This is a genomic window from Streptomyces sp. TP-A0874 (assembly GCF_001748085.1).
Taxonomy (GTDB): domain Bacteria; phylum Actinomycetota; class Actinomycetes; order Streptomycetales; family Streptomycetaceae; genus Streptomyces.
The window spans coordinates 199,371-211,687 of record NZ_BBZK01000005.1 but is presented as its reverse complement, the minus strand read 5'-3'; the positions used below and the strand labels follow the sequence as shown (position 1 = coordinate 211,687).

At 66.5% G+C, this 12,317-nt stretch carries 11 protein-coding genes, 1 tRNA gene and 1 pseudogene; 3 read left to right on the top strand and 10 right to left on the bottom strand.

Going from position 1 to position 12,317, the window contains the following annotated elements:
- Window positions 1-19 precede the first annotated feature (19 nt).
- Window positions 20-894, bottom strand: a protein-coding gene (locus tag BGP73_RS21940) for an IS5 family transposase (protein ID WP_107473997.1) whose coding sequence is annotated in 2 segments (ribosomal slippage) — window positions 20-547 and window positions 550-894 — 873 coding nt in all. Because the reading frame shifts where the segments join, the coding sequence is not laid out codon by codon here.
- A 167-nt stretch (window positions 895-1,061) separates the two neighbouring features.
- Window positions 1,062-1,901 (bottom strand): peptidoglycan DD-metalloendopeptidase family protein, encoded by an 840-nt coding sequence (locus BGP73_RS21935; protein WP_170837794.1) that lies wholly within the window; start codon window positions 1,899-1,901, stop codon window positions 1,062-1,064.
- A gap of 310 nt (window positions 1,902-2,211) precedes the next feature.
- Between BGP73_RS21935 and BGP73_RS23055 the strand changes: the two genes are divergently transcribed.
- Window positions 2,212-2,379, top strand: coding sequence for a hypothetical protein (locus BGP73_RS23055; RefSeq protein WP_170837793.1), 168 nt, complete (start codon window positions 2,212-2,214; stop codon window positions 2,377-2,379).
- 36 nt (window positions 2,380-2,415) lie between these two features.
- On the opposite strand, the gene BGP73_RS08520 is transcribed toward BGP73_RS23055, so the two are convergent.
- Window positions 2,416-3,375 carry a hypothetical protein gene (locus BGP73_RS08520; RefSeq protein ID WP_069813350.1) on the bottom strand — a complete coding sequence of 320 codons (960 nt, stop codon included), beginning with the start codon at window positions 3,373-3,375 and terminating at the stop codon, window positions 2,416-2,418.
- A 958-nt stretch (window positions 3,376-4,333) separates the two neighbouring features.
- Entirely contained in the window at window positions 4,334-4,744 is a 411-nt protein-coding gene (locus BGP73_RS08515; protein WP_069813348.1) for a DUF3224 domain-containing protein, read from the bottom strand.
- A gap of 262 nt (window positions 4,745-5,006) precedes the next feature.
- Between BGP73_RS08515 and BGP73_RS23290 the strand changes: the two are divergent.
- Window positions 5,007-5,405 (top strand): annotated as a pseudogene (locus tag BGP73_RS23290) (tyrosine-type recombinase/integrase); the annotation flags it as partial.
- 319 nt (window positions 5,406-5,724) lie between these two features.
- Here the strand turns inward: BGP73_RS23290 and BGP73_RS08505 are convergent.
- On the bottom strand, window positions 5,725-6,450 hold the full coding sequence (locus BGP73_RS08505) for an SEC-C metal-binding domain-containing protein (RefSeq protein ID WP_139134543.1): 726 nt from the start codon (window positions 6,448-6,450) through the stop codon (window positions 5,725-5,727).
- 874 nt (window positions 6,451-7,324) lie between these two features.
- Here BGP73_RS08505 and BGP73_RS08500 point away from each other — a divergent pair.
- Window positions 7,325-8,449: a hypothetical protein gene (locus tag BGP73_RS08500; protein ID WP_139134542.1), complete on the top strand. Its 1,125-nt coding sequence runs from the start codon at window positions 7,325-7,327 to the stop codon at window positions 8,447-8,449.
- 39 nt (window positions 8,450-8,488) lie between these two features.
- Here BGP73_RS08500 and BGP73_RS23050 read toward each other — a convergent pair whose 3' ends face one another.
- From BGP73_RS23050 to BGP73_RS08480, 5 genes are all read right to left on the bottom strand, one after another.
- Window positions 8,489-8,644 carry a hypothetical protein gene (locus BGP73_RS23050; RefSeq protein WP_170837783.1) on the bottom strand — a complete coding sequence of 52 codons (156 nt, stop codon included), beginning with the start codon at window positions 8,642-8,644 and terminating at the stop codon, window positions 8,489-8,491.
- 117 nt (window positions 8,645-8,761) lie between these two features.
- Window positions 8,762-9,487 (bottom strand): PaeR7I family type II restriction endonuclease, encoded by a 726-nt coding sequence (locus BGP73_RS08495; RefSeq protein WP_069813340.1) that lies wholly within the window; start codon window positions 9,485-9,487, stop codon window positions 8,762-8,764.
- 12 nt (window positions 9,488-9,499) lie between these two features.
- Window positions 9,500-11,176, bottom strand: a complete 1,677-nt coding sequence (locus BGP73_RS08490) for an Eco57I restriction-modification methylase domain-containing protein (protein WP_079127351.1) — start codon at window positions 11,174-11,176, stop codon at window positions 9,500-9,502.
- Between the two features lie 56 nt (window positions 11,177-11,232).
- A complete protein-coding gene (locus tag BGP73_RS08485) occupies window positions 11,233-11,871 on the bottom strand; it encodes a creatininase family protein (RefSeq protein WP_069813338.1) in 639 nt (212 codons plus the stop codon).
- Between the two features lie 237 nt (window positions 11,872-12,108).
- Window positions 12,109-12,182, bottom strand: a tRNA-Pro gene (locus BGP73_RS08480).
- Between the last annotated feature and the right edge of the window lie 135 nt (window positions 12,183-12,317).

Genomic DNA, 12,317 nt, shown 5'->3' with positions numbered 1-12,317 from the left:
GGTCTCAGCAGGGTGCCTGTCACAGCCACTCGTTAAGGACTGCGACCAGCACGGTCGCCTCGTAGCGGACGGCAAGCTTGTCGTATCTCGTGGCGACCGTGCGGTGGCGCTTGAGTCGGTTGATGCTGCACTCGACCGCGTGCCGCTGCTTGTAGTCGGTCTTGTCGAACTTCGGCGGGCGGCCGCCTCGCGAGCCGCGGTTTCGCCGGTTGCGGACGCGGTCCGCAGGGACCGGGATCGTCGTCTTGATGCCGCGTCTGCGCAGGTAGGCGCGATTCTTACGGGAGTCGTAGGCTTTGTCAGCGCGCACCCGGTCCGGCCGCTTACGTGGCCGCCCCAAGCCCAGCCGCGGCACCCTGATCGCTTCCAGAACGGGCTCGAACTGCGGGGAGTCACCCCGCTGACCGGCCGTGATCACCACCGACAGTGGCTTCCGCCCCTGCTCGACCGCCAGGTGGATTTTACTGGTCAGCCCGCCCCGGGATCGGCCGAGCCCATGATCGGCTGGCTCGGTGAAGATCCCGCCGGGCGGCTCCTTCTGAAGGTCCCCCTTTTCGCCGCCCCGGCGGCGTGCTGGTGGGCCCTGCAGACCGTCGAGTCGACGTTCACGTCCCAGGTGATCAGGCCCTTCGCGTCCGCCTCAGCCTGGAGCCGGGTGACGATCCGAGCCCAGGTGCCGTCCCGCTGCCAACGCCGGAACAGGTCGTAAACCCGGTCCCACGGACCGTAGCGTTCCGGCACGTCACGCCACGGGGCACCAGTCCGAGTCCGCCACCGTATGCCGTCTATCAGCTGCCGCCGCGTCCACACCTGCGGACGACCCGGCTTGATACCCCTCGGCAGCAACGGCTCAAGCCGGGCCCACTGGCCATTCGTCAGATCCCCACGTCCCACAGAACATGATCATCAACGAACAAGATCCACTTTCGCAACAGACCCTAGGGCGAGCCCCGGTGTCCAGCGCGGCGATACCGCGATGGGTGCGGGGACCGGCCGGGCATCATCACCCCGGCCGGTCTCGCCGCTTCCGCCGTCCCCCAGGTGAGAAGCCTGGGGGACGGTCACTGCGGGAAGATTTGCAGTGGGTCGAGGGAGCGCTGACCGGATGGGGTGGACGAGTCCGGAGTGCGGTATTCGAGGTGCAGGTGGGCGCCGCTACCCGCGGAGCCGGACGCGCCCACCGACTGGCCGACGCTGACTCGGTCGCCCCGGTTCACGTAGATCTCGGAGGTGTGGCCCAGGATGACCTGGTCACCGTTGTCGAGCTGGATGCGGAGCTGCCCCGCGGCGGGATTGTAGTCGTCCGCGTAGCCCCCCTCGCCACCGGCGATCACCACGGTGCCGGAGACGGGGCTGGTGAGCGGAGTGCCCCGGGGGATGGCGATGTCGATGCCGGGGTGCGAGCACAGCGGCAGCCCGAGTTCGTCGTCGATGGTGTCGTACATCCAGCAGTTGGCCCTGCTCCAGTCACTGGGCCCCTGGTACTGGGAGACGGTCCAGCTCACGCCTCCGACGATCTCGGTGATCGAGCCGGTACCTCCTGGGTCGGTGCCGCCGGAGCCGTCGCAGGGACCCTCGACCGCCTGATTGGTACCGGTGTAGATCCAGGCGTCGGCGACCCACGCGCCGGTGGTGAGCCGGTTCCACAGGGTGGAAGTGCCCCAGGGCCCTTCCACCGGGGTGCCGTGTGCGGTGCACTCGATCGTCACGGTGGCGCCGTGCTGGAGCGTACCGTTGACGGCGTGCTCGGTGCCGGGGCCGGAACGGGTGTTCAGAGTGTCGCCGGGGGTGTAGACGGTCGCCTGGGTGTCCGCTGTCGCCGGTACCGCACCGGCGACGGTGAGGGCGCATCCGGCGACCACTGCCAGTGCCGCGTTCCTCAGTATGCGTCTCTTTGCCATCGGGCTTTCGGGTTTCCTTCCTCGCTCGTCTCGGGCGGAACAGGCGGGCGGGCCAGCATCGTAGGGATGCCGCCCTGCTGCCCGGTCGCCGAAGCGCCTAGGCGCTACCTGCGTTCGGTGTGTCGGAGGCGTCCGTTCCCCGCCGAGGGACGCCGGCAGGGAAACCAGCCTCGGCGTGAGCCATAGTGACGCATTCATGTCAATTGAGCGGGCGTTCCGCGTGAGACAACGTAGAGGGGTTACCCGCCCGTAGCAATACGGCGAGCCAGCCGAACCGTGACTCCGCGCCGCGTGAGTCTCCCCTCGTAGCGTGGAGTCGTCCGTACATCCTGCTCGGCCGCAGCATGGTGCCTGGGTCGCCTTGGAGACCGTCGCGGAACTCGAACGGCTGGGCGCGGCACCGCCCGAGGCGCTCATCGTGTCGAGCGGTCCGCACAAGCGCCACGAGGTGCGCGATGTGGTTCACCTGCCGACGTAGGTGAACCACACGGCTGTCGCCGTACGAGGGGGAGGGTCAGGCCGTGGCGCGCAGGGCGCGCCGGCGGTCGTGTAGGACCAGCAGCAGGGTCATGCCCATCATCACGCCGAGCACCGCGCTGACGTCCCGGGCCAGCGCCCCCGCGAGCGGGAGCTCGGGGGACGGCTGCTGCATGTCGGTGAGGGTGAGCAGGTTGTAGACGCTGTACGAGAACAGCATGCCCGATGACACCCAGGCGGCGACCATCGGCGGGAGGAAGTCACGGGTGCCGCGGCGGGTGGTCAGGACCAGGATGCCCCAGGCGCCGACGAGGGCCCAGGCGGCCGTGCTCAGCGACAGCATGTGCCACCACAGGTCGCGACGGCCCAGTCCGTCCGCGGCCAGACCGAGGGTGCCGCCCGCCACCCAGAACACCTTGACGCAGGCGAGCAGCGCGCAGCCGACCGCGACAAGTTTGGCCAGCGTCACCTGCAACTCGCGGGTGCCGCCCGCCGGTTCGTCGAACGACAACGGGCCGCCCAGAGCCTCCGGCCAGCGCGCCTTGGCGTAACCCGCGAGGGCGAGGGGCAGACCGACGCCGACTCCGATCAGCGAGATCATCACGAGGATCTGTTCGTAGAGCCAGAAGTCCGGCGAACCCGCTTCGTGGTCGCGGTTCATAGCGGCCGGGCCGAGCACCGGCGCCAGCAGCAGCATGGGCACGAGCAGACCGGTGCCGACCCACACCGGCAGAGCCACCAGCCATGCGGGCAGACGCTCGCCCCAGGGCCGGGAGAACGCCATCGCCAGCAGGATGCCGACGGCGGCGAGGAACGCGGTCGCCGCGTTGATCGCACGCCAGTCCGCGCCGTCCATTTCCTCGGTTGGAATGAACAAACCGAAAGTCCAGACGATTTTGATGAGCAGATAAGGCGTCACCGCTATCGCTGCTCCGAGACCGCCGACCCGGCGGAACCTGGTCAATCGGTCGGTCGGCTGTCCCACCCCTACTGTCATATCGGCACGCTACCCGCGGGTCGATGGACGCGGCAAAGCCCGCTCGATGCCTCTATGGTTGTCCGTCGGTCGAAGGAATTTCTGACCAACGGCATCGATCGGCTGCTGCTGCCGGTGGCCCACTGCTCCATCTTGCTTCCTTCCTCAGAATGGTTTGTCGGCGAGACTGCTCGGTGGCCCGGGGACGACCGTGGAGTTCGCCCGGCGCGCCATGCCTGCCGCCCCACGCGCCGTGGTGGCGTACTGCGGCGTCTCGGATGCCTGCCAGCCGGTTCGTCAGGCCCGCGGCGATCGTGATGGTCGTCGGGAGATCCTCGGCACTCGCCCTGCCGGCGCGCAACTGCGGGAGGCCGTGCAGGAGGACGCCGCGCCGCATCGCGAGCTGCCTGACATCGTCGCCCAGTGCCTGGGCGTCGGCGGTCGAGAGCGGGACCGTCAGATTGAGGACGGTATTGGCCGGTTCGGATCTGGTGGGCATCGGTCATCCAGTGGGGGCGTCTTAGGGTGTGCCAACTCCACGGTTGATCCCGGTTTTTGTGGTGCCAGTGGTCGATGGGGTCAGGCGGCCCTCGAAGGCGACGTGGAAGGGGCTCAGGGGTGCCTTCCAGCGCATGGTCCCGTCGGCGGCAGGTCGGACCGAAGAGCGGGCCAGGCGTCCACCGCCCCGGGTGGCCACGCGGATCACCGAAGAACTCACTGCTGACGGGTGAGGCCGCCGACGGCGGTCAGTCGACCGAGACGAGTGGCTTCGCCGCCTTCTGGAAGCGGCGGCGCAAGGCGGCTCAAGGGGGCGCGTGAGGTCTTCCCGGAGGAGGATCCGCCCGGGCGGCACGTTGGTCATGCGCGACGAATCGGGGCAACTCTGTTGGAGGACCCGGGCGGGCCACCGGGGGGACGCAACGCTGGCGGCCACGTCAGAGGGGATCGCCGTACCGGCTCAGCGCATCAACGATCAGTATTACTGTGCGAGTTCGTAGTCGAACCAGATCCGGTGCGTGCCGTCCGTGTCGACCTTCATGCCTCCGGTTCCGGTGATCCCGGCCAGTTCACTCGTTCCGCTGCTCGGAGCAATGACGAAGAACTCGTCCTTACGGCCACCGTCGCCCAGGGTGGTCGCGGCGTGAGCGAAGTTGAAGGAGCCCGCCCGGCCATGGAGCGTCCCTTCGAAGGATTCCATGGCGACATAGGTGCCCGTGGCGGTGGACTGGTTGAACGCAGCCGTGAACAAGGTGGCCGACCGCCCGACCACCTCACCTTCGTACTTCTTCTCCATCGTGGACACCCCCACGGGCACCGCGGTCTCAATCGGCGGGCTGGGCACCGGCGCAGGCGTGAAGCCGGCAACTGTGAACGTTCCTGAAGCTCGCATCCCCGGATCGTATTCCGCTCCACCGACATCGGCGCCTACCGGACGTCATGATCCGCCGGACGACCCTAATGATCACAACGCGCGCGACCACCAGCCAGGTCATTGCCCCGGAGATCGGCGCACTGCATCGGCCAGCGAGGCCGCTCGCACATCGTGGCGCCCTCCAACGACGCGGTTCATCGCGTAGGTGAAAGCAACACCGTTCTCCGGATGGGCGAAAGCAAGTGATCCCCCTCGGCCATTGTGACCGAAGGAGCTCGGCCCCGAGCCTCCGCATACGCCGTCTGGCGGTCGGTACGGCGGAGCGGTGACACCAAGACGCGGAAGTCCCGGCGCACGCTCGCTCTCCCGACGCTCGATGAGTGGAAGCCCTCTGGCCGTGGGCAAGCTGCTCGATGCGACCAACGTCCGCCGTGCCTTCCACCAGGCGATCAAGGACGCCGAGGGGATCAATGCCGACGAGTGGACACCGAGGGAGCTGTGGCACAGCTTCGGGTCCCTGCTGTCCGACCGGGGCGTCCCGCTGGAGGAGATCTCCCGGCTCGTCGGTCACTCCGGCACGGCCGTGACCGAGGAGGTCTACCGGAAGTAGATCCGGCCCGTGATCCAGACCGGTGCCGTGGTCATGGACGGCATCTTCAAGCGGGATCCGGAACGCTAGTCATGCAGATAGACACGCACAACGAGTCAGGGTCACTTCCGAAATTTCGGAAGTGACCCTGACTCGTATTTCTCTGTCGGGGTGGCGGGATTTGAACCCACGACCTCTTCGTCCCGAATGAGGTTCGGGCAAGCTCGACACCTGCGTGGCTGCTGAAAGTGCAGGTCAGAGGCTTGGTCTGGCTTGGTGGGGTGTAGGCTCGCGTAGTCTCCGGAAGAAGATCATCTCCCAGAATTCTCCCAAGTCCTGGTGCTGTGACCGCCTCGCGAAGCGGCGACGCTCCCGCCGGCCGCTTCGCAGAGGCGAGTTTGCACGCAGCTTAGAGAGACTCGGGTACACCTGCAGGGTGGCATCGACGGGCTTTGCGTCCTGACCCGCACGGGCAAGGCGTGTTCTTGCCAACGCTGCGGCCCGGACCGACGGGCTTTTGCCTGGGAATCGTGCGCCCAGACACCCGCTGCTTCCCGAGGTCTCGCCACAGTGACAGCACAGCAGGGACGTCATTGCCCTTGTCCAGGAGCCATTGTGCTGCTGCTTTGCCGGATGCGTCAGGGAAGGTCGCTGCGGCTTCAGTAAGCCCGCCGTGCTCCAGGAACTGCCGAGCGATGAGCCCGTACGAGTCGCGTTCGTCGAAGCGCCGCATCCCCTGGACCCGAAAGATGTCGGGCGCGAAGCTGGCGCCGATCATGACGGCGGCGCCAGCTACCACCGCGCCTGGGTCACCGGTCGGCTCGTCCGGGGTGCTCATCGCGTTGAACCGGTCGATGAGCACCTTCTCTGCGGCCGGGATTTCGATGGGCAGTTCTGCCGCCAGGAGATCCTCGTACCGCTTTTTGACCTCCTCCGGGTCGCTGTAGGCGAAGGAGTCGATCACCTTGTCGTGGAAGAAGTGCAGGACGAAGAGATCGTCCTGCAGCGAGGAACGGAACGCCTCAACCGACTTGGTGCGGCTGTATCCGACAACCTGAACGGTTTCCTCGCGACGCGTACCGCGGCGCTTGTCATCCCCCAGCCGTGCGCCTTGCGACGACAGGAATGGGCACACCTGCGCAGAGTAGACAGCGCAGATCTCGTGTACGGGTGCCTCTGCGAGCCCAACTTCTTCGGGAAGAGGTGTGTCGCCGAAGTGGGGGAGCACTTGCCATCGTGCTTCATCTCCGAAGGGAAGCCCGCAGACAGCACACCAGTCGAAGGTGGCCAGTACGAGCTTTCGCCGTTCATCGATCGCTCCGAAGTTTGCCCCCTCTGCGTCACGCCCAACCGTTGCGATCACGGGGTAACCCCTGGACTCGCGTTCGAGGTGGCCTAGACGTTGCGGTGGTATCACCTCTTGCGGCCTCAAGGCCACCTCCAAGCGTCGTACGGTCGAACCAGGTTAGCGGTGAGGAGCAGGTCACCTACCGAAAACCGGTCAGGCCGGACGGCAGGTCTTCCATCACTATCGGCCGCTTAGTGTGAGTAAGCTGTGGAAGCCAGGTCCGGACTCCCGGTAGCACCGGGGGAACCAGCCGAGCGCACTAGTCTTCGCCGTCCGGAGGCGCGTCAGCAGCGTGCCCACCAGCGGAACTCCACTCCCTTCCACGCACGGCCCCCGTGCGCCAACGTTCGGAGTCCTCCGCATGTCTGCTCAGCCGACCCTGGCCGCGCTCCGCGGCTTCCACTGCGAGCACACCCCTAGCAAGAGCCGCATCCTCGCTCTCGTCCACCACCGAGAGGGCCCTGCCTCACTGCAGGCCGTCCTCACTTGCCGGCACCCTGAACTCGCGCAGCAAGCAGTGGGCATCCTCCAGCAGGCCATCGGTTCTTCCGCCGGCGCTTGGAAGCCCGAGCCGCTGGAGAAACTTTGCGCCCAGCTGCCCGATGCTCCGGCTTCCTCCCTCCGCAGTGCCGCACGGCACGCGCTCGCGGGCGTCTGGCCCATGCCTCCCGGCAGCTTCCTGAAGTGGGAGCAGATCGCCAATGACGTTGACGATGACTCGGTCGAGGACGACGCCGACGCGGTCACGCGCGCCGTGCGTACCCCGAACGACGCACGGCTCGCTGATCTGGCTGGTCCGGTCATTCGGGTAGAGGTACTCCGAGAGTTCCACGTGCATGACCAGCAGTCCGTGTTGAAGGCGGCCAGAAGCGCGGGCTGGGAGCCCCAGCCGAACGACGACCCAGAGGGCGACGACCCGCAGGACCTCGTCGGGGCCGTCATGTGGCTTGGGGAGTCCGACAGCGAGATCGAGGGTGCGGACACGGTCACGGATACCTCTCAGGGCATGCGGCTGCGCACCGAGAACGGGCATGAGGTCGCCGACTGGAGCGAGGAAGCGGTGGTTGCCGACTTCGGTGCGGGCTGGCGGTACTCAGCGGCTGTTCGCCGAGATGAGCCGGCGACGCCGTCTACCAGGGAGCAGAGCCCGGACTTCGCGGCGCTGTTCGCGACGGAGGCGCCGCACTGCGACGACCCAGAGTGCGAAGACGAGCGGTGCCAGTGGCAACTCACCCCCCGAACCGCCGACATCCTCTACACGGAACTGTGCGTGCTCGCCGATCAGGCGTACGACGACAGCGAGGAACTTGGTGACAGGCCCGTGGTGCCAGACGAGCACGACGGCCACTGGGGAGTGTTCGCTTATCTCCCGAAGCTGACCTTCGCGGCCGACCTCCAGTGGCGCCGCCAGTTCGCCCGGGCCGCCGACGACCTCGCCGGTGACCTCGAACGCGGGCAGTGGCCGGAGCCCACCTGCACGGCCGAGGAACTTGCCCTTCACCTCGCCATCCGCGACGCGGGAGACCGCGGGGACGAAGACGATGCCACTGGTGACCACGGGAGACTGCCCACCCACCGTGACGACTACGACTTCGACATGTGCTCCGAAGTGTTCTTCCAGGACACCGACGTGCTGATGCTCTACAACTCTCGCTTCGACGGGATCGAGGACCCGGACGGCGAGACGAACCAGCACATGGGCATCGGCGATCTACGTGCGGCAGCTTGGTTCGAACCGTTCCTGAACGTCCAAGCGCGAGATCCCCACCGCGGGTTCCGCCGCTGACTGCCAGGCGGCGTCGCGGAGGATCCGGACCGCGATGGTTCAGGAAGTCAGGCCCTTGCGGCGGACCCTGAGGGAGTACGTGGTGCCCTCGGGTCCGCTGCAGCGGCTACACCCGACCGAGGTGGCCACCGCCTGGCCCTTCCGCTCTCGCAACTGCGCGGCGAACACGCCGAGACCCTCGGTGATCGCCTCCACGATCCACCATCCTCGCTCGTTGTGTTCACGACTCTGCTGCGATGAGGCCAGGCTGGGCGTGACACAGCACCTGTACGGCTAGCGGGTGCTGTGTCAGCGGTGTCGCAATCGCGGTAGCTATCCAGGGAAGCCGAGGTCCTTGAGATAGGCGAGCCGCGCGTTTATGGCCGCAGAGAAGTGGCGCCAGTCGAGCTTGTCGACGGGCTCATGTGGCTTCGGGTCGGCGGCCGAAGAGGTGATGTAGCACGCGGCGTTGTAGAGCCGCTCGGACAGGAGTCTCTGGCAGAAGACACCGAAGCGCTCTTGGTAGGACATCCCATGCCAGATGTCCTCCACGGGCAAGGCGCCCTTGGCCGGCTTGACCGGCCTACGAGAGCCTGCCTCGTCCTGCATGATGAAGAAGTATCCGAGCCAGGGTTCCTCTCCTGGGTACAGCTCAGCCAAGGCTGCATGGCGCAAGTCAATCGCGCTGCCGAGCGCTTCCTCGACTCGGTTGTTGTAGTTGTTGCCGAAGGACGGGCCGCCGAGGGCCTTCAGCTCGAAGGCGGCCACGAGGGTGTTCCTGTGGACGACGACCAGGTCCCACTGCTTCTGCGGCCGGTAGTAGCCAGGCAGTTCGAGCCCCTGTGACTTGGTGACACGGATGCTCTCTGGCGGGTACCCAGCGTCGAGGAAGAACTTCGACAGCAGGATGGCGATGGCGTCGAAGTGCTTGCCGCCGCGTACGGAACCTGCTGTGCCTGCTCCCACAGCGGCCTTAATCGCCGACTGCTCTCTCTGGAGTTCTTTGGCGCCCCAGTACGCCGCGATGGCGTCTTCGAAGTCTTGGCGGGTGACCGTCAAGATCTGTTCCTCCTAGTCAGGCAGCTCGGCGAGCCCGTAGACACGCAAAGCGGCCTCGGTGGCAGCCTCTGCATCCCGGTTGTCGAAGGCTTCGGCGAGAGCGGTCTGGTCGCTCTCACTAATCGCCGCCGGGTCTGGGACGCGGATCTTCCGGAGGTACTGCGCCTGGAAGCGGAGAGTGCCCCCTCGCATCTTGACCGCGTACGCCTCCACGAATGCCTCCGCGACCTTGGACAGCAGTAGGCCACCGAGTACGCGCATGTCCCAGACGTCCGAGACGATGAAGTACAGGTTGTGGTGAGGGTACAGGCGACCTTGATCGAGGACAGGGTGGATCCGCAGCTTCATGTCCGGAAACAGCAGCTTCTGGCGATGGGTGAGTTGGTGGTCGACCTTGTCGATGGTCTTGTACCAGCGCTGAGGCTGTTTGACCGCGACGTAGCGCTTGCGCAGGGCTTCGCCGTGCTTCTCGAAGTAGGAGGCGAGACGCGGATACGCGTCGAGGTCGACCAGGTCGCCGCTCTCCGTCCAGGGATTCACCAGGTGGGTGCCGTCCCAGGTGATCGTGCCGCTAGCGGTGTCGCGGACCATGGCCATGGGGAGCAAACGGTCTTCCTCGACCAGGTCCTTGTCCTTGGTGAGGAAGACCTTGTCTGCGCCGGTGGCGATGCCGATCCCGACCTTTGTTCCGGTCTCGGTGTCCTCCAGGAGCCGGAAGCGTTCGGTTAGGTCCTCAAGGACGGCGAGCCTCGCTGGCGAAGCGGCCGGCCACGAATCCTCCTCCGGGAACCAGTGAGGCATGCGAGCGGCTTGGTAGGAAGCCGTGGCGACCGTCAGCGGCTTCCCCTCCAGATACCAGTTGGTGAAGTCCCGCGCTTGTTCCGCTCCGAAGGACCGGTTCGTGTCCGCGGCAACCGCTGAGCCCTGGGGCTTGTTCGAGATGAGGGTGATCGCGGGGTAGGCCGAAACTTGATCGTCGAAGGCGTCGACATCGTGCATCACGAGGGCGAGGTCCATGCTGAAGTGCTTGGTCACCAGCTGCCTCAGCCGCCGTCCGTACTGGTTCCGCATCCATCGGTCGGCGCAGATGAAGCCGAGCTGGCCGTCTGGGTTGAGGCTACGCAAGGCCACCTCGTAGAAGCCGATGTAGATGTCGGCTCGGCCACCCATCGTGGAGCAGGCCCGGCGGTACGCGGCCATCCGGTCGTCGGGAACGTCTTCGAGCCGGATGTACGGCGGGTTACCGACGACGTAGTCGGCGCGATGCTCGGCGTCCGATTGCAGCAGGTAGTCGCCCTGCCTCACCCAGGCTGTGGCGACCTTCCTCGCGTCCTTCGGCTCCCAGCCTTCTTCTTGCAGCGTTTCTGCGATCAGCGTTCGGCTCTGTTCGACGTTGCGGTCCAGCAGGTCGAAGGCGCGGACGGCGTCGATCGCATCTGTGATGGAGCGCGGGTGCATGTGGCAAGACGCGCTGATTCGGGAGGCGACGACGGTCAAGAATGCACCGCCGCCGCAGGCCGGTTCCACGAGCCTCAGATCGCAGAGGTCCTTGTCTGTCGTGTAACCGAGAAGGTCCAGGATGAGCTCGACCACCCAGGCACGCGTGAACACCTCACCGTGCTCCACGGCCTCCTGCAGAGACTCGGGAAGAGAGAGGTCGTCGGTGCTGATCAGCGCGATAGTTGCCACGCAAGGACAGTACCGCCGAACCTTCCTGAAGCCTGACTTCTATCCACAGAGCGTAGTCAGCCAATAACAGGAATGCGGGATACGGCCGGCGGCGTCGGGCGGGTGGGCGCGATTGCCTCGCCGAGCGCGCTGAGGTGCACGGCGAAGTCCTCCGTCAGGCTTTCCAGGACGGCTTTGCCCTTGCCCGCAGAGGCAAGCGAAGGGAAGCCGATCACACCGGTCTCTGTGTAGTTGCTAGTCCCGTGCACGAGGAGGAAGGGACGCGCTGCGCCGTGGTCCGCGTTGCCGTATCCCTCGCGGACGAGCTCGGGAGCGGCGTGGAGCAGGATCGACGTCTCGATCTCGCCGGCGTGCATGTCCGCGTGCCTGTCCGATTCCAGGCCGCCGTACTCGCGGGCACGGTCCCAGTCTGGACCTAGGGGGAAGAGGGAGACCGCCGGGCCGTCGACGTTGGCCTCCTGCACCACGTTCGACAGGACGTAGTTCCCACCGTGGCCGTTGACGATCACCAGCTTGTGGATGCCCGAGCGGGCGAGTGAGGCGCGGATGTCGTCGATCACGGCGTACAGGGTTCTGGCGCTGATGCTGACCGTGCCGGGGAACGCCGCGTGCTCGTGGCTGCACGAGATGGTGATGGGCGGAAGGAGATGCACGGGGTAGGCGTCTGCGATCTCCCACCCGGCGCGCTCGGCCACAGGTACGCCCGCGTCCGCTGACAGGCTCGCCGCCTGGATCGTCGAACCTCGGGAGCCGGATTTGCGGACGCGCAGTGGTGAGGCGACCGGACATGACGCCCCTCGCGCGGCAGTTGTCGGCCCGCCCGGGAGGAGCCGACCAAGATCGTCTCCCAGATTTCTCCCAAACGATCACCGGGAACGAGTCAGGGGCCTGATCCACTGTGTGGATCAGGCCCCTGACCTGGTACTTCACTGTCGGGGTGGCGGGATTTGAACCCACGACCTCTTCGTCCCGAACGAAGCGCGCTGCCAAGCTGCGCCACACCCCGAAGCAACGAGCCCTACTCTAGCCGACCGACCCCCGCAGGAGAAATCCGGTTGTCGGGTGACGGGCGGCGACCGTTTGGTCGCGGTGCGGTACGGTCCGCTCCGGCTCTTGGGCCGGTGCCTACAGGCGCCCGCCC